The organism is Actinomadura hibisca NBRC 15177 (genome assembly GCF_001552635.1).
In the GTDB taxonomy this organism is placed as follows: Bacteria; Actinomycetota; Actinomycetes; order Streptosporangiales; family Streptosporangiaceae; genus Spirillospora; species Spirillospora hibisca.
This window is the reverse complement of record NZ_BCRO01000048.1, coordinates 1-23,531: the sequence shown is the minus strand read 5'-3', so window position 1 is coordinate 23,531 and position 23,531 is coordinate 1. Positions and strand designations below refer to the sequence as shown.

At 70.5% G+C, this 23,531-nt stretch carries 27 protein-coding genes; 16 read left to right on the top strand and 11 right to left on the bottom strand.

The window, feature by feature from the left end; all coding sequences use genetic code 11:
* Window positions 1–118: 118 nt before the first annotated feature.
* The 5 genes from AH6_RS23245 (at window position 119) to AH6_RS23225 (ending at window position 5,820) form a co-directional block, all read left to right on the top strand.
* Window positions 119–1,045: an ABC transporter ATP-binding protein gene (locus AH6_RS23245; protein WP_067483319.1), complete on the top strand. Its 927-nt coding sequence runs from the start codon at window positions 119–121 to the stop codon at window positions 1,043–1,045.
* On the top strand, window positions 1,042–2,508 hold the full coding sequence (locus AH6_RS23240) for a DUF1349 domain-containing protein (RefSeq protein ID WP_083983366.1): 1,467 nt from the start codon (window positions 1,042–1,044) through the stop codon (window positions 2,506–2,508). The genes AH6_RS23245 and AH6_RS23240 overlap by 4 nt, the downstream gene beginning before the upstream one ends.
* Window positions 2,505–3,290, top strand: a complete 786-nt coding sequence (locus tag AH6_RS23235) for an ABC-2 transporter permease family protein (RefSeq protein ID WP_157431648.1) — start codon at window positions 2,505–2,507, stop codon at window positions 3,288–3,290. Before AH6_RS23240 ends, AH6_RS23235 begins: the two co-directional genes overlap by 4 nt.
* 132 nt (window positions 3,291–3,422) lie before the next feature.
* Complete coding sequence (locus AH6_RS23230; protein ID WP_067483316.1) at window positions 3,423–4,790, top strand: cytochrome ubiquinol oxidase subunit I; 1,368 nt, start codon at window positions 3,423–3,425, stop codon at window positions 4,788–4,790.
* Between the two features lies 1 nt (window position 4,791).
* Window positions 4,792–5,820, top strand: coding sequence for a cytochrome d ubiquinol oxidase subunit II (locus AH6_RS23225; protein WP_067483313.1), 1,029 nt, complete (start codon window positions 4,792–4,794; stop codon window positions 5,818–5,820).
* A gap of 7 nt (window positions 5,821–5,827) precedes the next feature.
* Here AH6_RS23225 and zwf read toward each other — a convergent pair whose 3' ends face one another.
* Window positions 5,828–7,216, bottom strand: a complete 1,389-nt coding sequence (gene zwf / locus AH6_RS23220; protein ID WP_067483312.1) for a glucose-6-phosphate dehydrogenase — start codon at window positions 7,214–7,216, stop codon at window positions 5,828–5,830.
* Between the two features lie 167 nt (window positions 7,217–7,383).
* On the opposite strand from zwf, the gene AH6_RS23215 reads away from it, so the two are divergent.
* Entirely contained in the window at window positions 7,384–7,911 is a 528-nt protein-coding gene (locus tag AH6_RS23215) for a dihydrofolate reductase family protein (RefSeq protein WP_067483310.1), read from the top strand.
* Window positions 7,912–7,918: 7 nt separating this feature from the next.
* Here the strand turns inward: AH6_RS23215 and AH6_RS23210 are convergent, their stop codons facing one another.
* A complete protein-coding gene (locus AH6_RS23210; RefSeq protein WP_245679434.1) occupies window positions 7,919–8,683 on the bottom strand; it encodes a formylglycine-generating enzyme family protein in 765 nt (254 codons plus the stop codon).
* Between the two features lie 240 nt (window positions 8,684–8,923).
* On the opposite strand from AH6_RS23210, the gene AH6_RS23205 reads away from it, so the two are divergent.
* The 4 genes from AH6_RS23205 (at window position 8,924) to AH6_RS23190 (ending at window position 12,411) form a co-directional block, all read left to right on the top strand.
* Window positions 8,924–10,789, top strand: coding sequence for a sulfatase-like hydrolase/transferase (locus tag AH6_RS23205; protein WP_067483308.1), 1,866 nt, complete (start codon window positions 8,924–8,926; stop codon window positions 10,787–10,789).
* Between the two features lie 233 nt (window positions 10,790–11,022).
* The gene (locus tag AH6_RS23200; protein WP_169807895.1) at window positions 11,023–11,526 is read left to right on the top strand and encodes a DUF4142 domain-containing protein; all 504 of its coding nucleotides are present in this window, start codon (window positions 11,023–11,025) and stop codon (window positions 11,524–11,526) included.
* 40 nt (window positions 11,527–11,566) lie between these two features.
* The gene (locus tag AH6_RS23195) at window positions 11,567–11,989 is read left to right on the top strand and encodes a helix-turn-helix domain-containing protein (RefSeq protein ID WP_067483304.1); all 423 of its coding nucleotides are present in this window, start codon (window positions 11,567–11,569) and stop codon (window positions 11,987–11,989) included.
* Window positions 11,990–11,994: 5 nt separating this feature from the next.
* Window positions 11,995–12,411 carry a VOC family protein gene (locus AH6_RS23190; protein ID WP_067483375.1) on the top strand — a complete coding sequence of 139 codons (417 nt, stop codon included), beginning with the start codon at window positions 11,995–11,997 and terminating at the stop codon, window positions 12,409–12,411.
* On the opposite strand, the gene AH6_RS23185 is transcribed toward AH6_RS23190, so the two are convergent.
* From AH6_RS23185 to AH6_RS23165, 5 genes are all read right to left on the bottom strand, one after another.
* On the bottom strand, window positions 12,389–12,943 hold the full coding sequence (locus AH6_RS23185; protein ID WP_067483302.1) for an amino acid permease: 555 nt from the start codon (window positions 12,941–12,943) through the stop codon (window positions 12,389–12,391). The genes AH6_RS23190 and AH6_RS23185 overlap by 23 nt on opposite strands.
* 92 nt (window positions 12,944–13,035) lie before the next feature.
* Window positions 13,036–13,653, bottom strand: coding sequence for a DUF1579 family protein (locus AH6_RS23180; RefSeq protein WP_083983364.1), 618 nt, complete (start codon window positions 13,651–13,653; stop codon window positions 13,036–13,038).
* A gap of 11 nt (window positions 13,654–13,664) precedes the next feature.
* Window positions 13,665–14,339: an SDR family NAD(P)-dependent oxidoreductase gene (locus tag AH6_RS23175; protein WP_067483299.1), complete on the bottom strand. Its 675-nt coding sequence runs from the start codon at window positions 14,337–14,339 to the stop codon at window positions 13,665–13,667.
* A complete protein-coding gene (locus AH6_RS23170) occupies window positions 14,336–14,785 on the bottom strand; it encodes a nuclear transport factor 2 family protein (protein ID WP_067483296.1) in 450 nt (149 codons plus the stop codon). Before AH6_RS23170 ends, AH6_RS23175 begins: the two co-directional genes overlap by 4 nt.
* Before the next feature lie 178 nt (window positions 14,786–14,963).
* Window positions 14,964–15,695 carry an XRE family transcriptional regulator gene (locus AH6_RS23165; RefSeq protein WP_067483294.1) on the bottom strand — a complete coding sequence of 244 codons (732 nt, stop codon included), beginning with the start codon at window positions 15,693–15,695 and terminating at the stop codon, window positions 14,964–14,966.
* A 179-nt stretch (window positions 15,696–15,874) separates the two neighbouring features.
* Between AH6_RS23165 and AH6_RS23160 the strand changes: the two genes are divergently transcribed.
* Together AH6_RS23160 and AH6_RS23155 are read left to right on the top strand one after the other, a co-directional pair.
* The gene (locus AH6_RS23160; protein ID WP_157431647.1) at window positions 15,875–16,243 is read left to right on the top strand and encodes a hypothetical protein; all 369 of its coding nucleotides are present in this window, start codon (window positions 15,875–15,877) and stop codon (window positions 16,241–16,243) included.
* A gap of 485 nt (window positions 16,244–16,728) precedes the next feature.
* Window positions 16,729–17,166, top strand: a complete 438-nt coding sequence (locus tag AH6_RS23155) for an HD domain-containing protein (protein WP_067483291.1) — start codon at window positions 16,729–16,731, stop codon at window positions 17,164–17,166.
* 27 nt (window positions 17,167–17,193) lie between these two features.
* Here AH6_RS23155 and AH6_RS23150 read toward each other — a convergent pair whose 3' ends face one another.
* Window positions 17,194–17,670, bottom strand: coding sequence for an NUDIX domain-containing protein (locus AH6_RS23150; RefSeq protein ID WP_067483289.1), 477 nt, complete (start codon window positions 17,668–17,670; stop codon window positions 17,194–17,196).
* 3 nt (window positions 17,671–17,673) lie between these two features.
* A complete protein-coding gene (locus AH6_RS23145; protein ID WP_067483288.1) occupies window positions 17,674–18,420 on the bottom strand; it encodes a helix-turn-helix domain-containing protein in 747 nt (248 codons plus the stop codon).
* A 310-nt stretch (window positions 18,421–18,730) separates the two neighbouring features.
* Here AH6_RS23145 and AH6_RS23140 point away from each other — a divergent pair, with 310 nt between their 5' ends.
* Window positions 18,731–18,949, top strand: a complete 219-nt coding sequence (locus AH6_RS23140; RefSeq protein WP_067483286.1) for a hypothetical protein — start codon at window positions 18,731–18,733, stop codon at window positions 18,947–18,949.
* Between the two features lie 540 nt (window positions 18,950–19,489).
* Complete coding sequence (locus AH6_RS23135) at window positions 19,490–20,386, top strand: LysR family transcriptional regulator (protein WP_067483284.1); 897 nt, start codon at window positions 19,490–19,492, stop codon at window positions 20,384–20,386.
* Here the strand turns inward: AH6_RS23135 and AH6_RS23130 are convergent.
* Together AH6_RS23130 and AH6_RS23125 are read right to left on the bottom strand one after the other, a co-directional pair.
* Window positions 20,373–21,155, bottom strand: a complete 783-nt coding sequence (locus AH6_RS23130; RefSeq protein ID WP_067483282.1) for an oxidoreductase — start codon at window positions 21,153–21,155, stop codon at window positions 20,373–20,375. The two genes, AH6_RS23135 and AH6_RS23130, sit on opposite strands and share 14 nt — an antisense overlap.
* A 71-nt stretch (window positions 21,156–21,226) precedes the next feature.
* Window positions 21,227–21,805, bottom strand: coding sequence for a TetR/AcrR family transcriptional regulator (locus AH6_RS23125; protein WP_067483280.1), 579 nt, complete (start codon window positions 21,803–21,805; stop codon window positions 21,227–21,229).
* Window positions 21,806–21,934: 129 nt separating this feature from the next.
* On the opposite strand from AH6_RS23125, the gene AH6_RS23120 reads away from it, so the two are divergent.
* Complete coding sequence (locus AH6_RS23120; protein ID WP_157431646.1) at window positions 21,935–22,270, top strand: YciI family protein; 336 nt, start codon at window positions 21,935–21,937, stop codon at window positions 22,268–22,270.
* Complete coding sequence (locus tag AH6_RS23115) at window positions 22,270–23,481, top strand: RNA polymerase sigma factor (RefSeq protein WP_067483276.1); 1,212 nt, start codon at window positions 22,270–22,272, stop codon at window positions 23,479–23,481. The genes AH6_RS23120 and AH6_RS23115 overlap by 1 nt, the downstream gene beginning before the upstream one ends.
* The last annotated feature ends 50 nt before the right edge of the window (window positions 23,482–23,531 follow it).

The window sequence follows — 23,531 nt, the reverse complement described above, 5'->3', positions numbered from 1 at the left end:
GGCTTGGGACGTCCCTCTCACGGGGGACGCGGGCCCGGCGCGTCCCCCGGCGCCCGCCCCGCAAGTGCGCTCCCGGGCGGGACGACCCGGCGGCGTCCCGGCTCGTAGCCTCTCGGCCATGGAGGCAACCATCGAGATCCGCGGCCTGCGCAAGCGGTACGGGCCGACCGTCGCCGTGGACGGCCTGTCGTTCACCGTCGAGCCGGGGCGCGTCACCGGCTTCGTGGGCCCGAACGGGTCGGGCAAGTCCACCACCATGCGCATGGTGCTCGGCCTGGACCGGCCCGACGCCGGGGCCGCGCTGGTCGACGGCCGCCCGTACCGGGAGCTGCGCACGCCGCTGTGCCGGGTCGGGGCGATGCTGGACGCCGGAGCCGTGCATCCCGGCCGCCGCGCCCGCGACCACCTGCTGTGGCTGGCGCACTCCAACGGCCTGCCGCGCCGCCGCGTCGGCGAGGTGCTGGAGCTGGTCGGGCTCGCCGGGGCCGCCCGGCGCGCGGCGGGCGGCTTCTCGCTCGGCATGCGGCAGCGGCTCGGGATCGCGGCGGCGCTGCTGGGCGACCCGCCGGTGCTGATGTTCGACGAGCCGGTGAACGGCCTGGACCCCGAGGGCGTCACCTGGATCCGCGGCCTGCTGCGCTCGCTGGCCGCCGAGGGCCGCGCGGTGCTGGTGTCCAGCCATCTGATGGGCGAGCTGGAGGACAGCGCCGACCACCTGGTGGTGATCGGGCGGGGGCGGCTCATCGCCGACACCGGCGTGCGCGACCTGCTGGCGGCGGCGTCCGGCGGGCGCGTCGAGCTGCGGACCGGGCGGCGGCGCGAGGCGATGACGGCGCTGGCGCACGCGGGCGCGACCGTCGCGGCGACCGGTCCCGAGACGGTGACGGTCACCGGCCTGCCGTCCGAGCGGATCATCGCGCTGCTGACGGAGGCGGGCGTCGCGTTCAGCGGGATCTCCGAGCACCGGGCGTCGCTGGAAGAGGCGTACATGGAGCTGACCAGGGACGCCGCCGAGTATCGCGCCGTCTCGCGGGAGGTGCGATGACCACCGTGACGCCCTACCGCAGCACGGTCTCGGGCGCGCGCGACGGGTTCGGGGCGCTGCTGCTGGCCGAGTGGACCAAGCTGCGGTCAGTGCCACGCTGGGGGCTGGCGCTGCTGGCGGCGATCGTGCTGACGATCGGCCCGGCGCTGCTCTCGGCGGCGAACAGCAGCGGCGGGGGCGGGGGCGGGGGCGGCAAGCCGCCGCCCGGCCCGGCCGACATCCAGGACCTCGGCTACTTCGTGAACCGGCCGCTGGCCGACAACGGAACGGTCATCGCGCGGATCGCCGCGCAGGACAAGGCCAGGTCCGGGCTGATGGCGCGGGCGAGCCTGGAGCGCGGCTCGCCCTACGCGGCGGTCCTGCTGGTCGGCGACCGGGTCCGCTTCCAGTCCGGTTACGGCGACACCGACGTGGCGGGCGCGCAAGGCCACCGCTGGGTGAAGCTGGCCCGCAGCGGCACGTCGCTCACCGGCTTCTCCTCCGCCGACGGCCGGACCTGGCAGAAGATCGGATCGGTCAAGGTGCCGGGGCAGACCATCGCGGGACCCGTGGTGGCCGTGCCCGAGAACGTGAAGGTCGAGCGGCAGTTCGGCGGCGAGAGCATCTCGTCCACACCCACCCAGGGCACCGCCTCGTTCGACCACGTGGCGATGACGCCGCAGCCGCCCACGCCCTGGCGGAACACGGACCGCACGACCGATCCGGCCGGTTCCGGCGGGCCGGGCGCGCCGGGCGGGGCTGGCCCGCCGGAGGGGCCGGGCGGCGTGCCCACCCCGCCCAACACGGCCGTCTGGAACGGCGGCACGCTCACCGTGACGGGCACCGGCGACATCGGCCCCTACGGCTTCGCCGACGACCGGACCCGCATGGTCCTGACCGGCGTGCTGCTCGGGCTGGCCGCCGTCGTGGCGGTGGCGGCGCTGTTCGTGACGGCCGAGTACCGCCGGGGCATGATCCGTACGACGCTCACCGCCGCGCCACGCCGCGTCCGCGTGCTGCTGGCCAAGGCGACCGTCCTCGCGGCGGTCACGTTCGCGGTCGGGCTGGTGGCCTCGTTCGGCGCGTTCCTGCTGGCCGACCTGATGATCTCCAGTCGACCGGGCCCGCAACTCCCGCCGGTGACCGACGGCCCGGTGCTGCGTGCCCTGGTCGGGACGGCGGCGCTGCTGGCGGTGGCGGCGGTGTTCGCGCTGGCGTTCGCGACGATCGTGCGCCGCAGCGCCGCCGCCATCACCGTCGTGCTGATGTCGCTCCTGCTGCCCTACATCGTGGCGACGGGCCTGCCGCTGTCGGTGGCGCGCTGGCTGGAGCGCCTGACGCCCGCCGCCGGGTTCGCGATTCAGGACACGGTGCGCCGCTATGACACGGCGATCTCGCCGTGGGCGGGCTTCGCGGTGTTGTGCGCCTACGCCGCCGTCACGCTGGCGGTCGCCGCCCATCTGCTGCGGAGGCGGGACGCATGAGGCACACCGTGCACGCCGAGTGGACCAAGCTGCGGACCCTGCACAGCACCGCGTGGTTGCTGCTGACGATCGCGGTCCTGACCGTCATCGCGAGCGTGACGGCCCTGGCCGGGGCGGACGCGGCCCGCTGCCCGTCCCCCGCCGAGTGCTTCGAGGACACGCCCAAGCTGAGCCTGAGCGGGGTGTGGCTGGGGCAGGCGGCGGTGGTCGTGCTGGCGGTCCTGACGGCCAGCGGCGAGTTCGGGACTGGCACCATCAAGCTGACGCTGGCGGCGACGCCGCGCCGCGCCCGCGTCCTGCTGGCCAAGGCGGCGGTGTTGTCGGGGCTCGTCCTGGCGGCCGGGGCGCTGGGCGTCCTGGCGTCCCTGCTGGCCGGTCGCCTGATCCTGCCGGGCCAAGGCTTCACCGGCGCGAACGGCTATCCCCCGCTGTCGCTGGCCGACGGCCCGACGTTGCGCGCGGCGGTCGGCTCGGTCCTGTACCTGGCGCTGGTGGCGCTGCTGGCGCTGGGCGTGGCCACCGTCGTGCGGGACGGCGCGGGCGGGATCACGGCGATGCTGGCGCTGCTGTACCTGGTGCCGATCTTCGGGCCGCTGCTGTCGGAGGACTGGTACGAGCGTCTGCAGAAGGCCGCGCCGATGTCGGCGGGCCTGGCGGTGCAGGCGACCGAACGTCTGGAGCAACTCCCGATCGGGCCGTGGCCGGGCCTCGCGGTGCTGGCGGGGTACGCGGCGGCGGCGCTCGTGCTGGGCTGGCTGGCGCTGGCGTTCCGGGACGTGTGACCAGGACGTAAAGACCCGGCTCGGTGATCGTCTTGATTGGGCGGTGTCCCGGTTCCCCAGGTGGCCGCAGGGCAGGAGAGCAGCGCCGGAGCAGCACGCGAGACCCTGGGGACGTCCATTGGCGAGGCAACGATGAACGCCGCCGTGCTGGCGACGGCGGCGACCGAGGCCGACCTGGGCGCGGCCCGGATGCAGATGGCGCTGTCGCTGGGCTGGCACATCATCCTCGCCTGCCTGGGGGTTGGGATGCCCGCCATCACGTTGCTCGCCGAGTGGCGCGGGCACCGGACCGGGGACGTCCACTACCGGCTGCTGGCGCGGCGGTGGGCGCGGGCGATGGGCGTGCTGTTCGCGGTCGGCGCGGTCTCCGGCACGATCCTGTCGTTCGAGATGGGGTTGTTGTGGCCGGGGCTGATGGGTACCTACGGGCAGGTCATCGGGCTGCCGTTCTCGCTGGAGGGCATCGCGTTCTTCATCGAGGCGATCTTCCTGGGGATCTACCTGTACGCCTGGGACCGGATGCCGCCGATCCCCCACATGTTGTCGGGCGTGCCGATCGTGCTGGCGGGCGTGGCGAGCGCGTTCTTCGTCGTCACGGCGAACGCGTGGATGCAGCAGCCGACCGGATTCGACACCGTGGACGGCAAGATCGTGGCGGTCGATCCGTGGGCGGCGATGTTCAACCCGGCGACGCCGTCGCAGACCGTCCACATGATCCTGGCCGCGTTCATGGTCGCCGGGTTCGCGATGGCGTCGGTGTACGCGGTCGCCATGTTGCGCGGGCGGCGCGACCGCTACCACCGGCTCGGCTTCCTGGTGCCGTTCACCGTCGCGGCGATCGTCACGCCGGTGCAGATCGGCGTGGGCGACTGGGCCGCGCACTTCGTCGCCTCCAACCAGCCGGTGAAGCTGGCGGCGATGGAGGGCGTCTTCGAGACCGGGCGCGGCGTGCCGCTGCACCTCGGCGGCATCGCGGTGGACGGGGAGATGCGGTACGCGCTGGAGATCCCCAACGGGCTGTCGCTGCTGGCGCACTGGGACCCGCACGCGGAGATCGTCGGGCTGAACGAGAAGCCGGTGGCCGACCGGCCGCCGGTGAACGTCGTGCACTGGGCGTTCCAGGTCATGGTGGGGATGGGGTTCGCGCTGCTGGCGCTGGCGGCGTGGATGTTGCTGGGCTGGTGGCGGCGGCGGGAGATCCCGGGCACGGCGTGGTTCCTGCGCGCGGCGTCGCTGTCGGGCGTCGCGGCGGTGCTGGCCCTGGAGGCGGGCTGGGTCGTCACCGAGGTCGGGCGGCAGCCGTGGATCGTGTACGGGGTGCAGCGCACCGCCGACGCCGTCAACCCCGCGCCCGGCCTGGTGTGGGGGTTCGTGCTGGTCAGCGCCATCTACGTGCTGCTGACCGTCGCCTCCGTGTACGTGCTGCGGCGGCTGGCGCGCGACCGGCCGGTCCCGCTCGCGCCGCAGGAGTCCGACGTCGCCGACTACAAGGTCATCTGACATGCCGTCTGCGGAGATCATGCTCGCCGTCATCTGGCTGGGGGTGACCGCCTACGTGTTGTTCGGCGGCGCCGACTTCGGGGGCGGTGTCTGGGACCTGTTCGCCGGTGGGGCCGAGCGCGGCCGGTCGTTGCGCGGCCTGGTGGAGCACTCGATCGGCCCGGTCTGGGAGGCCAACCACGTCTGGCTGATCTTCGTGATCGTGCTGGCGTGGACGGGCTTCCCGTCGGTGTTCGCCGCCGTGGCGTCCACCCTCTACATCCCGCTGACGCTGGCGGCGCTCGGCATCATCGCGCGCGGCGCGGCGTTCGCCTTCCGTAAGGTGAGCACGCAGTTGTGGCAGCAGCGGCTGTTCGGGGCCACGTTCGCGTTCTCGTCGGTGGTCACGCCGTTCTTCCTGGGCACGGTGGCCGGGGCGATCGCCTCGGGCCGCATCCCGCCGGGCATCGCCGAGGGCGACCTGTTCACGAGCTGGCTGAACCCGACGTCGCTGGCGGCCGGGGCGCTCGCCGTCGGCACCGCCGCCTACCTGGCCGCCGTCTACCTGACGCGCGACGCCCAGCGCGACGGCGAGACCGGCCTCAGCGAGGCGTTTCGGCGGCGCGCGCTGGGGGCGGGGGCGGTGGTCGGGGTGTTGTCGGCGGTCGGGCTGCTGGTGTTGCGGGCCGACGCGCGCCGCCTGTTCGACGCGCTGACGTCCGGGGTCGCGCTGCCGCTGCTGATCCTGTCGGTGGTGTCGGGCGTCGCGTCGCTGGTCCTGCTCTGGTTCCGCCGCTACCTGGCGGTGCGCGTCACCGCCGCGCTGGCCGTGGCGGGGCTGCTGTGGGGATGGGGCGCGGGGCAACATCCGTGGCTGCTGCCGGGCGTCCGGGTGCAGGACGCGGCGGCGACCAGCACGGTCCTGAACGCCTCGCTACTGTGCCTGGCGATCGGGGCGTTGCTGCTGCTGCCGTCGCTGTGGTGGCTCTACGCCATGTTCCAGCGCAGCCAGTCGGAGGAGGAGCCGGTCTCGTCCGGCGAGTCCGGCTGACCGGCCCTCATGCGTCCGGCGGGTTGTGCCAGCCGTCCGGGCCGGGCAGGGACGCGGCCTGTTCCGGGCCCCACGAGCCCGGCGCGTACCGCTCGGGCGGGCCGTCGGGCTCCAGCACGTCGCCGACGATCCGCCAGGACTCGGCGATGGCGTGGAACTCCGCGAAGGTGCGCGCGTCCCCGGTGAGCGCGCCCTCGATGATGTTCTCGTAAGGCTTCTCCTCGGGGCCGAGGGCCTCCTCGAAGTCCACCTCGACGGGCGTCATCACCGCCGGGCAGCCCGGCTCGGGCCGCTGGAGCACCAGGTTGAACGTCAGCCCGGCCTCCGGCTCGAACCGGAACCGCAGCAGGTCGGGCGGCGTCGTGCCCCCGGCGGAGGCGAACAGGTCGAGCGGCGGCTTGCGCAGCTCCACGACCACGTCGGTGGAGCTGGCCTTCAGCGACTTGCCGCTGCGCAGGTAGAACGGGACGCCCTCCCACCGCCAGTTGTCGATGTGCAGCCGGGCGGCGAAGAACGTCTCGGTCTGCGAGCCCGGCTTGACGCCCTCGACGTCCTGGTAGCCGTCGTACTGGCCGCGCACCGTCTCGGCCGGGTCGATGGCGCGGGTCGCGCGCAGCACCCGCCACTTCTCGATCTGCTCGGCGTAGGCGTCGGCGACGCTCGGCGGCTCCATCGCCACCAGCGCGAACACCTGCATCAGGTGGTTCTGGACGACGTCGCGCACGCAGCCGACGGAGTCGTAGAACGAACCGCGGTCGGCGACGTCGAAGTCCTCCAGCAGGTTGATCTGCACGTTGGCGACGTAGGAGCGGTTCCACAGCGGTTCGAGCAGGGTGTTGGCGAACCGGGCGGCCTTGACGCCGTCGATCGGCGTCGAGCCGAGGAAGTGGTCGACGCGCAGCACATGGTCGGCGTCGAAGTACTGGGCCAGCTCGTCGTTCAGCGCGAGGGCGGAGTCAAGGTCGCTGCCGAAGGGCTTCTCCACGACCAGCCGGGAGTTCCGGTTGAGGCCCTGCTCCGCGAGGGCCGCCGCGACGGTGGTGAACAGCGACGGCGGGACGGCCAGGTAGTGGCTGACGAAGCCGCGACCCTGCACGACCTCGGCCAGGCGGGCGAAGGTGTCGGGGTCCTTGAAGTCGCCGGACACCATGGTGAGGCGGCCGGTGAGGTCGGTGAGGACACGTTCGTCCACGTCGCCGAGGGCGGTGGTGATCGCCTCGCGGGCACGGCGGCGCAGTTCCTCGTCGTCCCAGTCGGCGGTGGCGACGCCGACGACCGGCACGGTGAGCCGGCCGCGCTCGGTCAGCCGGTACAGCGCCGGGAAGATCATCTTCTTGACGAGGTCGCCGGAGATGCCGAACAGCACCAGGACGTCGGCGGACTCGGTGGTGGTCATGTCCGGTCCTCGCTTCGTTCTGCACTCGGGGCGGCCTGCATGAGGGGATACCTCCCCTGGCGGCGTTCGCTGAGAAAGCTCGGGCAGGGAAAGACATCGCAATATAGACACTTCACACATGCTGGCGGGCACGCCACTTCCCGCCGCTGGTGACGAAAGAGGCAAACATGGCAAAGCTGCTGTACTCGGCGACGATGTCGCTGGACGGCTTCATCGCCGGGCCGGGCGGGGACATGTCGTGGCTGACCGAATATCTGGGCACCCCGAACCCGACGGCCGAACGCCTGCCGGCTCAGATCGGGGCCCTCCTCGTCGGCAACCGCACCTTCGGGGGCGACGATCCGAACAAGGGCACCGAGAAGGAGGGCGCGTTCGGCGGCCAGTACCAGGGGCCGGTGATCGTGCTGACCCACCGGCCTCCGGCCGAGCCCGTCGAGGGCGTGACGTTCGCCAGCGACCTCCAGACAGCGGTCGCGGAGGCCAAGGCCGCCGCCGGGGACCGTTACGTGAACATCCTGGGCGCGGACGTCGCGCGGCAGTGCGTCGAGGCCGGGGTGCTGGACGAGGTGCTGGTCTTCATCGCGCCGGTGTTCCTCGGGGACGGGGTGCGGCTGTTCGACAATCCCGGCGGCGGACGCGTCCGCCTGGAACCGCTCGCCGGGGAGTCGGCGCACTGGTACCGCGTCGTGAAGTGAGGCGGGCTCAGGCGTCGGCGGCGCAGCGGAAACCCACGTTTCCGCTGGAGGAGTTCGGGGTGTTGGAGGTGCGGGCCGCGACGCGGTAGCGGTTGCAGTAGGAGTCGTGGCACAGGTAGGAGCCGCCGCGCATCACGCGCGAAGCGCCCTCCGCCCACCAGTCCTGGGCCCACTCCCAGACGTTGCCGACGGTGTTGTAGAGGCCGTAGGCGTTGGGACGGTAGGCGTCCACGGGGGCGGTTCCGGCGTGCCCGTCCTCGGCGGTGTTGCGGGTGGGGAAGGTGCCCTGCCAGATGTTGCAGCGCCATTGGCCGCGCGGCGTCAGCTCGTCGCCCCAGGGGTAACGGGCCTGGTCGAGGCCGCCGCGCGCCGCGTACTCCCATTCGGTCTCGGTGGGGAGCCTGCGGCCTGCCCAGTCGGCGTAGGCGGCGGCGTCGGTCCAGGAGACGTGCACGACGGGGTGTTTGTGGCGGTCGGCGACGGTGCTGCCGGGGCCTTCGGGAGCGCGCCAGCAGGCGCCTTCGATGGCCCGCCACCATGGCGTTCCGACCGGCGACTGGGCGGCGTCGGCGACGTCGCGCGGCAGGAAGCCCGCGAAGACGAACGACCAGCCGAAGCGCTCCGCCTCCGTCACGTAGCCGGTGGCCTTGACGAACGCGGCGAACTTGGCGTTGCTCACCGCGTGCGGGTCGATCCGGAAGGGGGCGACGGTGACCTCGCGGACCGGGCCTTCGCCGTCGCCGGGGCTGGCGGCGTCGTCCTCGTTGCCCATCCGGAAGGTGCCGCCGGGCAGGCGGATCATGCCCTTGGTGCCGGGCGGGTGCACGCCGGGGTCGCGTCGAGAAGGGGCGACCGGCAGGGCCAGAACAGGAGCCGGATCGGCGGAGCGGGCGGCCGCGCAACACGGGCGCTCGGCGGGGTGACTCAAAGACTATTCCTACTAGTTAAGTTGACTTTGCGAAGGATCGTACTCCATGATCCGGTCATCTCCGCCGCAGACAGGAGCTCCCCGTTGTCCCAGTTCGAGCTGTCCCGCCGTCACGCCCTGGCCACCGGAGCCGGTGGCCTGCTGGCGGCGGCCCTCCCCGCCTCGACCGCCGCCGCGAGCCCCGGCGGAAGGCCCAACATCCTGTGGCTGATCAGCGAGGACAACAATCCCTTTGTCGGGGCCTACGGGGACAAGCTGGCCCGCGCCCCGGCCATCGACGGGCTCGCGCGCGAGGGCGTCCGTTACGAGAACGCCTTCTCCAGCGCGCCCGTCTGCGCACCGTCGCGGTTCGCGCTCCTCACCGGCGTGAACGCCGAGAGCTGCGGTCCCGCCGAGCACATGCGGGCCTTGGGGAAGGTCCCGTCGTTCCTGCGCAGCGTCCCCGAGCAGCTTCGCGACGCGGGCTACTACTGCACCAACAACTCCAAGACCGACTACAACGGGCCCTTCGACCCCGCGCGGATCTGGAACGCCTCCAGCGCCACCGCCCACTGGCGGGACCGGCCGCAGGGCGCGCCGTTCTTCTCCGTCTTCACCTTCATGACGACGCACGAGTCGCAGGTCTTCACGGCGGGCCCCGGGCGCACCGACCCGCGCGACGTGCGCGTCCCGTCGTACCTGCCCGACACGCCCGCCATCCGCGCGGACCGCGCCCGCTACTACGACCTGATGGAGAAGGTGGACGGCGAGATCGCCGCCAAGCTGGCCGAGCTGGACGCCGCCGGGGTGGCCGACGACACGATCGTCTTCTACTTCTCCGACAACGGCGGCGTGCTGCCCCGCAGCAAGCGGTACTGCTACGACAGCGGCTTGCACACCCCGCTCGTCGTCCGGTATCCGCGCAAGTGGGCGCATCTGGCCCCCGCGCGGCCGGGGTCGGCGGTCGCGTCGCCCGTCGCGTCGGTCGATCTGCCGCCGACCGTGTTGTCACTGGCGAAGGCCGGTGTGCCGCGCCACCTGCAAGGCACCTCGCTGACCGCCCGCCGCCGCGCGCCCTACGCGTTCGGGATGCGCAACCGCATGGACGAGCGCTACGACATGGTCCGCACGGTCCGCGACGAGCGGTTCCGCTACATCCGCAACTACTCGCCGCATCGCATCCTGGGCCAGCACCAGGCGTTCGCCTGGCAGCAAAAGGGCTACCAGGACTGGGAGCAGGCCCACATCGACGGCAAGCTCAGCGCCCTCCAGGAGCGCTTCTGGCGGGAGAAGCCGGCCGAGGAGCTGTACGACCTGCGCAACGACCCCGACGAGGTGCGCAACCTGGCCGACGACCCCCGCCACCGGCACCACCTCCGCCGCCTGAGCCGCGCGCTGGACGAGCACATCGTCGAGGTGAACGACAACGGCTTCATCCCCGAGGGCTCCCCGCTGGAGGGTTACGACGCGAGCCGCGCGCCCGGCGCGTACCCGATCCGGCGGGTGTTGCGGCTGGCGGCCACCGCGATCCGCCGCGACGCGCGCGACGTCGGCCAGCTCATCCGCGCGCTCGACGATCGCAACGAGGTGATCCGGTACTGGGCGGCGTCGGGGCTGCTGATGCAACACGGGAACGCCGCCCGCCCGGCCGTCCGCGCCCTGACGCGCCGCCTCGACACCGACCCGTCACCGCAGGTCCGCGTCGTGGCGGCCGAAACCCTCGCACGCCTGGGCCACACGTCACGCCCGATCGCCTACCTCACCGAGACGCTGGACGGCCACGCCGACCCGCGCGTGCGCTTGCAGGCCATCAACGCCCTGACCTATCTGGGCGACGCCGCACGGCCCGCCCTTCCGGCGATCGAGCGGGCGGCCGAGAGCAAGGACGAGTACCTGAGGAACGCCGGACGCTACCTGCGCCTGGTCCTGACGGGGGCCTACGTGCCGTCCTCTCCGATCTTCAGCTGGTGACGGGCCGGGAACGCCAAGAAAGGGGCTAGAAAGCTCCATTTGTCGCCCCGCTCTGGGGTGGGTGAGCACCATCGGGTAGCCCAGCAGTGGACGAACGAAACGAACCGCTGGAGGGCCGAACGATGCGCATCCGCTTGCTGGGCACCGCCCTGGTCGCCGTTTCGGCTGTCGCCTTGCCGACGGCCTGCGGTGGTGCCGAGAACCATCCCGCGTCCCATTCCAAGGCGCTTTCCGTGCAGGCCCCCGCCTCGACGACGCCTCCGGCCTCCAGCTCGCAGTCGCCGCCCGCGTCGGTGTCGGCCGCGCCGCCGTCCGCCCAGGACAAGGCGTGGATGACGACGGCGAAGCAGGCCGGCCTGACCGAGATCGAGGCCGGGAAGCTGGCCCAGCAGCAGGGCAGCGACAACGAGATCCGCCAGCTGGGGCAGATGCTCGTCAAGGACCACACCCTGGCCGACAAGAAGCTCAGCGACGCGGCCAAGGGCCTGAACGTGGAGCTGCCGACCAAGCCGAGCGACAAGCAGGTGGCCGAGGGGCGGGAGCTGCGCAAGACCAGCGGCCGCCTGTTCGACCGGGACTTCGTCGCCGCGATGACCAAGGGGCACCAGGAGGCCATCGCCGCGGCCGAGAAGGAGCAGGCGCAGGGCTACTCCCCGCCCGTTAAGGCGCTCGCGCAGGAGATGTTGCCCACGCTGAAGCGGCACCTCGCCATGTTCCAGCAGGCCGACGGGAACTGACCGGCCCGCTGTCGGAGGGCTGTGTAATGCTGGACGGGTGATGCTGGAAGACCTCGTCCGGCTGCGCCGGGCGCGCGACACGATGGACCGCGACTACGCCAAGCCGCTCGACGTCCCGGAGCTGGCGCGCGTCGCCCTCATGTCGCCGGGGCACTTCTCGCGGAGCTTCCGCGCCGCCTATGGGGAGACGCCGTACAGCTACCTGATGACGCGGCGGATCGAGCGGGCCAAGGCGCTGCTGCGGCGGGGCGACCTGTCGGTGACGGAGGTCTGCTTCGAGGTGGGGTGTACGTCGCTGGGGTCGTTCAGCTCGCGGTTCACCGAGCTGGTCGGTGAAAGTCCGAGCGCGTACCGGGCGCGCGACCACAGCGGGAGCGCGGCCGTCCCGGCCTGCGTCGCGAAGGTCTACTCGCGACCGGTCAGGAATGGAGAAGCCGGGGGACGGCCCCCGTCCCTATCGTGAAGTGCATGGACATTCGACTCGCGCAGTGCTTCATCGCTGTGGACGATCATGACAAGGCGCTTTCCTTCTACCGCGACGCGCTCGGCCTGGAGGTGCGCAACGACGTGGGCTTCGAGGGGATGCGGTGGGTGACCCTCGGCGCGCCGTCGCAGCCCGAGGTGGACATCGTGCTCGAACCGCCGCTGGCGGACCCGAACGCGTCGGAGGACGACCGGCGGGCCGTGGCGGAGCTGCTGGCCAAGGGGTTGCTGCGCGCGGTCATCTTCCGGACCGACGACTGCGACGCGACGTTCGAGCGCATCCGCGCCGCAGGCGGCGAGGTGTTGCAGGAGCCGATGGACCAGCACTACGGCGTCCGCGACTGCGCGTTCCGCGACCCGTCAGGCAACATGGTGCGCTTCACGCAGCCTCAGAAGCAGTAGCCCGCCGCGCCAGCACGATCTTGCGCCCGACCAGCCCACCCGCGAACACCCCTGCCCCGGCCAGCACGGACCGCCAGGGCAGGGTGGCGACCAACGTGAGGCAGCCCGCGAGGCCGAGGACGTTGAGAGCCCGTGGCCAGCGCCGATCGCGGGCGGGCTGGGTGAACGCGGACGCATTCGCAATGGCGTAATAGACCAACAGGCAGACCACCACCGCGAGCGCGATCTCGGCCCGATGCGGGACCCGGTGGCGCGGATGCACGACGGCGAGCCCGGCAGGCAGATCACGCCGCCGAGCCATCGCCAGCCCGGTCCGTCCAACACCCGCAATCAGAGACAGCAGCACCCCCAACGAGGCAAGCGCTCCCCCAACCCGCACAACAGGTGCCAACCCCTCGGCCCCAGCAGCATCCACCGCCGTAGCCAACGGCACAGCAGAGCCCGCAAGCCGCTCCGGCCCCGCCGCCAACAACGCAGCCACACCAACAACCAAATAGGGGCCAAAAACGGCGAACACACCCGCCCCGATCATCGCCCCCAACCCGATGACGACGGCATCCCCGCCCCCAGGCGACGGGCAAGAGCATTTCCGGGGTCAGGCTGCGACGAGGCCACCCCCTGATTTCACCTGATCTTGCGCGTGTAGACCACCCGATCGGCCAGGCGCTCACCCTGGCCAGGCGGCGTGAAGTAAAGATCGAACGTGTGCCGCCCCCGGGAGCCGATGGTGATGACGGTCCGCATGGGGATCGTCTTGCCGAGGTAGTCGGGGCCGAGCACGCCGGGGTCGGTGAACTCGCCGGGGATGGACAAAGGACCGGCGCCGCCGGTGGTGGGGGCTCCCCGGTAGGTCATGGCGGTGGGGGTGACACTGTCGAAGGTCGTCCACTCGTAGCGCCGGTCGATGTTGGAGTAGCCGAGGACGCCCAGCCGGTAGTACTTGGCGCCGCCGAGGGTGCCTTCGGTCTTCTCTTCGAGGAAGCGGCCGCCGGTCTTGGCGATCCAGCGCACCTTGACGGTGATGTCGCGAGAGACGATGGGCTGCCCGTTCTGGCCGAGCACGTAGTTGTACTTCACTGCCTTCCAAGTCCCCACGAGCGGATCAAGGCGGCGGTGCTGCGGGCCGGGCGTGAGGTTGTCACCAGGCGCGACCGCAGGTTTCGACGGGGCCGCGACGGCGACACCGGAGCCGGTCAGAGCCAGCGTCATGCTTCCGGCCACTGCAAGGATCTTGAACTTCATCGTTGTCTCCTTCACCAGGGAAGAGGTCGGCTGTCACGGAAGAAGCCGCCGGTGGGGCCGTTGTCGGGCAGCGTGGCCGCCCAGACGATCCCGGCCGCGCCGTCGGCGACGGGGCGACCGCCGGGGCCGCCCATGTCGGTGGCGACCCAGCCGGGGCAGATGGCGTTGACGAGGACGCCGTCGTTGCGGAGCTCGGCGGCGAACATCCTGGTCAGCGCGTTGAGGGCGACTTTGGTGGCGGTGTAGGCGGGGGTGCCGCCGCCCATGTTGGTGAGCGAGGCGGCCTCACTGGACACGTTGACAATCCGGGGATGGTCACTCGCCCGCAGCAGGGGCAGCAAGGTCTGAATAAGCCGCCAAGGCCCATACAGGTTGGTCTCGGCGGCCTCCCGAACAACATCGAGATCCGCACTGGACGCCCGCTGCCAGGTGTCGTAGGTGATGGCGGCGTTGTTGACCAGCACGTCCAGCCGCCCAAACCGTTCGGCGATCTCCGCAGCGACACGAGCCACGTCGGCCGGAGAGGTGACGTCCAACTGCAACGGATGTGCACCCACATCAGCGGCGGCCTTGCCCGCAGCCGCAGCAGAGCGCGCCGCCAACAGAACGGTGTGCCCCTGCGCGACGAGCTGGGCGCACACCTCCCGCCCAATGCCCCGGTTCCCGCCGGTGACGAGCGCGATCATCGAGCCACCAGATCCATGAGCTTCTGGTTGCCGTCCGCCCAGGTGGCGGTCATGACCACACCGCTGATGAGCCAGCCGTCTCCGGAGCGCACGAGGTCAAAGCGGTAGGTGCCACCCAACGTCCAGAGCGGCGAGCCGAACGGATTGGCGAGCCGGTGCGTGGCCTGGAAGGAGGCGGTGCAGACCGCCCGGTCCCCCTCAAGCGTGACGAGGTGGTTGGTGATGAGGTGCTGGGTAGCGTCGAAGCCGCCCAGAACCTGGGACCAGCCCCCAACGATCTGCTCGGGCGTCAGTTCGGCGGGCTCACCGCCGTTGAGGCTGGTGTAGTCCAGCGTGACCTTCTCAGCGAAGATCCCGGCAAGGGCATCCCACTCACGCTGATCGGCATGCCAGGCCATACGAGTGCAGGTCTCGACGATGTTCAGACGGTCTTCCAGAGCACTCATCAGCAGTTCCCCTCAGCGATCAGTTCAAGTGAGGCGATCTTGCGTCAGAGACTTCGAGGCCGTCCAATACCTGCTGTGATAGCCATCGGTTATCACAGCGGCCAGGAGAGGGACGGAGTCGAGACTTCCGGTTCCTCTACCACCAACTCCCGAACGTCAGCCAGGCACAGACACCGGATCACCCGACCGGCGTGGCAGCGCTCCACACCTGCTCGAAGCTGCCGAGGTAGGTGCTGGCCATGTCACCACCCTCGACCTTCCGCACATGAATCACCGGAGCACTCGCAGCGGCCACGCCGTAGACGTGATGGTTCACCAGCAGGTCATCGTCGGCGCGATAGATCGACGTGTACAGCACGGTGTCATGGAGCCTCATCTCGATACCCGGCACCCCGCCCAACAGCCGGTACCCCACCAGCGCGTTACGGATCTTCGCCGCCAACGACTCGCCGACCCCTTCGTCATCACCCCGTTCAGCAACTCGCACGCCATCAGGACTGCCGAGCAGGATGCGCACCGCGACACCCTCCCTCGCCTTCCCTGCAAGTATGCGAAGAAGCCCGGCATCCTCAGCGAGGAACAGGCTAGCGAAGGCCAATACGTCGATCTGGTGGCGTGCCCGCTCGAAGAGCCATAGCCAAACGCTCCGCGGGACGTCCCACCGGTGCGGATAGGTCGCCATGACCTCGGGAATCTGCGGCACCGTCACCAGGGCATGTTCTACGACATGCGGCCAGAGCGCCGCCTCGTCAACGCCGAGCAGGCCAGCGAGAGCCCTGCGGTTCCGGGCGTAAGGGGTTCGCCCCGCAAGCCAACGCTGCACGGACTTCAAATCGACACCAACATGCGCGGCGACGTCCTTCTCGGCGATCCCGGCATCGGCGAGGGCGCGCCGCAACAAGTCGTTCACCGAACCTCCCGCGCAGATTGCGTCATGAGCGACATTAACAGAAGACGTCCCAAGACGTCCCTAGGAGTCGCTGGAGAGGTCCCGCAGGTCAGAGGAGTCTCGGAAGACCGAACAAGCGCTCCTCCTCAAGCGCTTCACCTAGCCGAAAAGGCCCGCAAAGATCCCTTGCAGGAGGTCCCATGTCGTTGGGCAGGCCCGCTGGCGTCGACTCCGCCCCGAACCGCACTCCCCTCATCTCCGCTGCGCATCGTCAGTTGGCTGGACTGGCCGTGCGACTCGGCGCGCGCTGCATGGAGGTCGACCACAGCCCGACCGGACTCATCGTCCGCAATCCGCAAGCGGCCGGATGTTGCCCCGAAAACCGCGTCCTCTCCGACACGATCACCTGCCGCCCCTTCGAGCGCGACGGCGGCCACCTGTGGTTCTTCACCGCCGCCAACGAGCCGATCGTCGAGGCCGACCGGCTCGACGACGCTGCCATCCGCATCGCTTCCCGACTCACGCCCCGCCCGGCCGACGCACCGGCCGAGCGACAGGAGCACGGTTGATGGCGAGGTCCGCCGGCCGCCACCGGCGCGTTCGTAGAGCCAGAAAGACAACCACCCTCGACGGCCGATGCGCCCCAAAGACCGACGCGGCCAGCCGATCGCCCAAGACGACTCGTCTGACCACGCCACCACTCGACTACGACGGCTGGACGATCGGCAGGCACCGGCGCAGCCGCATGAGACGCGTCATCAACGCATTCGTGGATCTCGACTGAGCACTCGTCGTCCGCGCAGGTGGCGCGAGACGAACATCCCACGCCACCTGCGCGTTTGCCGTTCGCCACAGCTCACGGTTCCACCCCAAGACGTCCCCAGGTGATCCGTTCGGGTCCGTCAATGTCCAGACGAGTGCCTCTAGCGTCGGACGTATGAGCACACTGGTCCCGTGGGCACAAGAGATCGCGCGCGAGCACTTGGAGACCTCTCTCCCGCGCCGCTGGGCACACACTCAAGGGGTAGCCCGGCAAGCTCGCACTCTTACCCCCATGCTCGGCGAGCGCGCCGACCTTCTCGAAGCCGCCGCCTGGCTGCACGATGTCGGTTACGCCCCCGACGTCAGCGCCACCGGCTTCCATCCCCTCGACGGCGCGCGCTTCCTACGCGACGTCCACCACGCAGACGAACATCTATGCCGACTGGTGGCACACCACTCCTGCGCCGTGGTCGAAGCCCAAGAACGGGGCCTCGCCAGCGAACTGACCACCGAGTTCGGCACGGAAGCACCAGAGCTGACCGACTCACTGATCTACTGCGACATGACCACAAGCCCGGACGGCGAGCACCTCCCTGTCGAGCAACGTCTCACCGAAATCCTGGCCCGCTACGGCGACGGCCACCCCGTAGCCCGCTTCATTATTACGTCATCTTCGCACCTTGTGGACGCTGTTCACCGTGTGCAGTCGGGGATGAACCTAAAGCATTGATCGTTCACGCCTGTAATACCTTTCATCTTAAATGATTATGGGTTTATCCTGTTGTTCCAAATAGTGACCGATGCGCAGGCTCATTGAGCGGTCCATCGGCAGGTCTTCGATGTTGGCAGGCGCTACCCAGTGGACTTTGCTGGACTCCTCGCTCGAAGCGAGCTGTCCACCGATGGGACGGGCGGTCAAGAGGATCGAGAACTCTTGGCGGACTTCATCGTTGCTCGTGTAGTGGATCACGTGCTTGGGGTCGGAGTAGATGCCCACAAGGCCGGTGATCTCGCAATCGATGCCGCTCTCTTCGCGGGTCTCGCGGATGGCTGCCTGGGCAACTGATTCGCCCAGATCGATCGCGCCGCCCGGGACGGCCCAATTTCCGTTGTCAGTGCGTTTGATCAGGAGGATCTCGCCGTCGTCGTTGGTGACGATGACGTTGACCGAGGGGACGAGGCTGTTGGCCTTGGGGGCGTTGGGGTCGTCGTAGTAGTCGATCCTGCGGCCCATGGATCAGCCCTCCGTCGGCAGTGGCTTGGCGTCTGCCCAGACGCGTTCGAAGCTATCAAGGTAGGTGGACACGATCTCACCGCCGGGGATCTTGCGCAGATGCCAGAACGGAGCGTTGGACGCCGAGACGCCGTAGACGTGAGTGTTGACGAACATCTGATCGTCGGCGGTGTAGATCGAGTTGTAGAGCACGGTGCTGTGCAGGCGGATCTCCACCGTCTCGAAGGACAACAAGGGCCGGTAGTGCACGATGACGTTGCGGATCTTCGCGGCCATGGACTCGCCGATGCCCTCGTCCTTGCCGCGCTGTGCCACCTGCGCTGCGTCGGGGTCGCCGAGCAGGATGCGGACGCGGACGCCGGCACGGGCCCTGTCGGCGAGGATGCGCTGAGCGCCGCTGTCCTCGGCGAGGAAGAGTCCGGAGTAGACGAGGATGCCGATCTCCTGCTGCGCTTCGGCGAACAGACGTCCCCATGCGTCCCGCGGGACTCCCCATCGGTGCGGATAGATCGTCACGATCTCGCTGCTGGACGCCGAGACGACCTGTTCCTTGGTGAGCGCGTCGGGCCACAGGTAGGTCTCTTCGACGTCGAGCTGCTTCGCCACAGCTACCCGGGTGCGCCGGTAGGGCTGCCGGTCCTTGGTGATCCACCGTTCGACCGTCTTGGGGTCCACGCCGATCCGGTCGGCAAAGGAGTTGATGGTGAGCCCTTTGTGGAACAGCGCGGCGCGCAGGCGTTCGTTCGGCATTCACCTGTCCGGGGACATAGGGACGTCTAGGACGTCCAACCCTACGAGGACGTCCTGAGCGGGTCCAGCGACGCGGTCAAGGCGTCCCGCAGGTCAAGCGCATCCTCGATCTCGTAAGGCCCCTCGATAGGCCGGCCGCCCCGCCGGACACGGGCCTTGCAAGAGGAAGTGATCGCGTGTACCACCCCGGAAACCCGCTGGGAGGCGGGGAGTCGCGGAGTCCCTGTGGCGCTCGTGCCTGTACTGCCTGCGGTCGCTGCCGCACGCGCGGCCAACGCTTCATCGTTCGCAATCTGACCACGAGGGTCCGGTGAGCACGATGATCCTCGTCCTGGCCTCGGTCATCGCCGTGTTCCTCGGCGGCATCGTCTGCGGCGTCTTCGCGATGCTCGTCATCGGCATCCACGCCGAAGAGCGCCGCATCACCAACGTCGATACCAGCCCGACCCGGGTGGGTGCGATCTCGCGGCGCGTGCTCAGCACACAGACGTGCGACGACAAGCCCGAGCACATGAGGGCAAGGCGGTGAGGGCGCGTAATCTCCCCGCCCTCACCGAATTGGCCTGCACCTGTGGCGTGCGCGTCAAGCACGGCAGTATCCGGAAGATGCGCAGCAAGAACTTCGCTGCCTGCGAGATCCTCGCGGCGCTGTGCGACACGCTTCCGAACCTCGCTGGACTGTGGATCCATCTCAATGCTGCGCTGGATGACGGTGCGGACGGGCGAGAACCGCCCTGTCTGGCTGGCCCTGCACTGCGGGAAAGAGCGAGCATGAAGCCTGTCCGCAAACAGGTCGCGATGGGGTGGGTGCGGGGCGCAATCTTCCTGCAATCTCCCCCAGGCTGGGTGCGCATCGTCCCAAGCCACGTCCGTCTGTGGGTGGCGCTACAGGGCAAATGGGTCATGGGCGGGGTCCTCCCCCCTCCCCTCCCTAGACAGGGGGCGCGGCGCGTGTCCGCTGGGCTGGGCGTTGACCGCGTCGCGTCCCCGCCGTCGCCTGTCGGGCATTTCGAGGGGGAATGCCCGGCAGGCCCCGGTGTCCGGGAAGTGGCAGGTATAACCAACGGTCATGGACCCCCATCTGCGTGATCTGCGGTACTTCGTCGCCGTTGCCGAAGAGCTCAACTTCACTCGCGCCGCCGAGCGTCTCTTCGTCTCCCAGCCCGCGCTCAGCAAGCAGATCCGCCACCTTGAGGACGGCCTCCGCGTCAAGTTGTTCGACCGCGACCGCCGCGCCGTCGCGCTCACCGAACCCGGGTGTGCCCTTCTACCTGCGGCTCGGGAGTTGCTGCGGCAGTGGGACGAAGCTCAGCGCGCCGTCGGGGACGCCGCTGCGGCTGAGGCTGCCGTCCTTACTGTGGGTCTCTCCACCAGCGTCGGGCGCGGCCTTCTCTCCGCCGTGCGTACACGCTTTCAGGAGCGCCGTCCCTCCTGGAAGCTCCGTATGCGGCAGATCGGCTGGGACGACGCCACCGCCGGGCTCGCCTCCGGTGACGTCGATCTCGCCTTCGTCTGGCTTCCCGTTCCCGAGCAGGACGCCTTCTGCATCCGCGTCGTCGCCCGGGAGCCGCGTTGGGTCGCCTTCCCTGAGGATCACTGGCTCGCCGGGCAGGAGGAGGTTGACTTCGCCGAGTTGCTGGACGAGCCCTTTCTCGCTCTCCCCACAAGCGCCGGGCCCCTGCGAGACCACTGGCTTGCTGTGGACGAGCGCGGCGGTCGCTGTCCTGTCGTCGGCACCACCGTCGCCAACGCCGACGAGACCTTCAGTGCCGTCGAGGAAGGCAGCGGCATCGTCCTGCTCGCCGCCGGGAACGCCGCCATCTACCAGCGCCCCGGCGTCCGCGCCATTCCCGTCACCGGCCTCTCGCCCAGCGAGCTGGCGGTCGCCTGGAACACCGGCGACCACCGCCCCGCCGTCCGCGACTTCGTCGCCGCGCTCCCCGATCCCGGGCTCACGCCGTCTTGACGATCCCGCCGTCGATCAGGTGGTCCGAGCCCGTCACGCTCGCCGCCACCTCCGACAGCAGGAACACGATCAGCGCGGCCACCTCCTCCGGCTCGGTGATCCGGCCGCTGGTCATCCCCATCATCGCCGGGACCCGCTTCAGGAACTCCTCCTGCTCCAGCCCGGCCGCCGCCGCCAGCTTGCCGCCGAGGCCGTCCGCCGACTCCCAGATCGCCGTCCGCACCGGCCCCGGCGACACCGTGTTCACCCGCACCCCCTGCGGTCCCACCTCTTCCGCGAGGGCCTTGGTGAACGCCGTCAGCCCCGCCTTCGCCACGTTGTAGGGCATCGGCCCGGCGGCGGGCAGCCGCGCCCCGATCGACGAGACGTTCACGATCGCCCCGCGCCGCTCCAGCACGCTCGGCAGCGCCGCGCGAGTGACGCGGATCGCGCTGAACAGGTTGAGCTCCAGGTTCGCCTTCCAGTAGTCGTCGTCCATGCCGAGGAACCCGGACAGCTGGACCCCGTCGCCGCCGCCGACGTTGTTCACCAGCAGGTCGATCCCGCCCAGCTCGGCCGCGACCTGGGCGATGCCCTCGGCCGCCCCCTCGGCCGTGCCCAGGTCGGCGGTGACGACCACGGCCCCGGTCTCCTTCAGCTCCGGCGTGACGGTGCGGGACACGCCCGCCACCCGGACGCCCTCGGCGGTCAGGGCCCGGACGGTGGCGAGGCCGATGCCGCGGCTGGCTCCGGTGACGAGTGCGGTCTTGCCGTCGAGACGCAGGTCCATGGGGGGATCTCCTTCTTGAACTGTAGGTACAAAATCAGGGCGCGCGAAGCGCCTCACAGGGGTGGGACGGATCAGAGCGAGTCGAGCACCGCGTCGATCACCCGGTGCAGGCGGTCGGGGCCATCGGCCGTCCGGGCGAGCAGCCGGAGGCCGATGACGGTGTTGAGCAGCAGGCTGCCCAGGGCGCGGGCGTCCCGGTCCGGCGCGACTTCCCCGGACCGCTTCCCCTCCTCGATCAGTGCCTGGAACGCCGCTTCGGTCCGGTCGAACATGCGCTTGATCATGTCCAGGGCGGGCGGGTCGGCGTCGCCCCGTTCGGCGACGGTGTTGATGGCCATGCAGCCCCGTCGTTCAGGGTCGGCCAGGTCCATCTCCGCCAGCATCAGCAACGTGCCGCGCAGCCGCTCGCGGACCGATCCCGGCTGCTCCAGAACGTGGATCAGCGCGATCGCCTGGCTGTCGCGGTAACGCTGCAACGCCCGCTCGAACAGGGCGTGCTTGCTGCCGAACGCGTTGTAGAGCGACCCCTTGCCGATGCCCAGCGCGTCCACGAGGTCCTGCGGAGTCGTGGCCGCGTAGCCCTTGCTCCAGAAGACCTGCATGGCCTGCTCGACGGCGGTGTCGGGATCGAACTGCTTCGGCCTGCCCATGCGAGAACACTAGCCAGTATTTGACTCGGAGGTCAAATACTTTGGGCTGTCGATCCGACCCGTCCCCGTTCGCCATACTCGGGAAGGTCCGCGACCGGCGCGGGCCGGAGCGGAGACACCGTGCACTACATGCTGCTCATCTACGGGACCGAGACCGGCGAGCCCAAGTCGCCCGACCACATCGCCAGCCCGCCGGTCGCCGCCTTCATCGACGACTGCCGCCAGCGCGGCGTGCTGGTCGGCGCGGGGCGGCTGCGCTCGGTCGAGACCGCCACCACCGTCCGGGTGCGCGACGACGAGCTGCTGCTCACCGACGGTCCGTTCGCCGAGACCCGCGAGCAGCTCGGCGGCTTCTTCCTGCTCGACTGCGCCGACCTGGACGAGGCCCTCGCCGTCGCCGCCCGCTGCCCCATGGCCGCCACCGGCTCGGTGGAGGTCCGCCCGCTGCTCGGGACCACGATCTGATGGAGGCCGTCCGGCAGGCGTTCCGCGCGCACCGGGCCCGCGTGCTGGCGGCCCTCATCCGCGCCTTCGGCGACTGGGAGCTGGCCGAGGACGCCCTCCAGGACGCCTTCGCCGACGCCGTCCGCGAGTGGCCGCGCGCCGGGGTGCCCGACGAGCCCGCCGCGTGGCTGACCCGCGTCGCCCGCAACCGCGCCGTGGACCGGCTGCGCCGCGAGCGCCGCCGCGCCGAGAAGGAACTGCTCGCCCACCCCGGGGACCCCACCATGACCGAGGACGACGGGAGGCTGGCCGCGCTCGCCGACGAGCGGCTCAGCCTGATCTTCACCTGCTGCCACCCGGCGCTGGCCCGCGAGGCGCGGGTGGCGCTCACCCTCCAGGCCGTCGGCGGCATGACCGCCGCCGAGATCGCCCGCGCCTTCCTCGTCCCGGCGCCCACGATGGCGCAACGCCTGGTGCGCGCCAAGCGGAAGATCCGGGACGCGGGCATCGCGTTCCGGGTGCCGCCCGACCACGAGCTGCCCGACCGGCTCGCGGCCGTCCTCGCGGTGGTCTACCTGTGCTTCACCGAGGGGTACGCGGCGACGGCGGGCCCCGCGCTGGTGCGGCCCGCCGTCAGCGCCGAGGCGATCCGGCTCGGCAAGCTGGTCGCGGCGCTGATGCCCGACGAGCCGGAAGCGCTGGGCCTGGTCGCGCTGATGCTCCTGCACGACGCGCGGCGCGCGGCCCGGGTGGACGAGCACGGCGCGCCCGTCCTGCTCGAAGACCAGGACCGCACGCGCTGGGACGCCGCCTCCATCGCCGAAGGGCTCCGGCTGCTGGAGGCCGCCGGACGCCGCGCGCGTCCCGGCCCCTACCAGGTGCAGGCCGCCATCGCCGCCGTCCATGCCCGCGCTCGGACCGCCGCCGAGACGGACTGGGCGCGCATCGCCGCCCTGTACGAACTGCTCCCGTCCACCCCCGTGGTGGCGCTCAACCACGCCGCCGCCGTCGCGATGGCGGAGGGCCCCGCCGCAGGGCTGACGCGCATCGACGCCATCGACGGCCTGGACCGCTTCCACCTGCTGCACGCCGCACGCGCCGACCTGCTGCGACGCCTGGACCGCCGCGACGAGGCCGCCACCGCCTACCGTCGCGCCTTGGAACTGGTGGGCAACGAGGCCGAGCGCGGATTCCTGGAACGGCGGCTGGCCGAGGTCTCACACGGCGGCTAGGGCCTGTCTCAAAGGCCTCAGCCGTCGCGCGAGTGACTAACTGTCCCGGT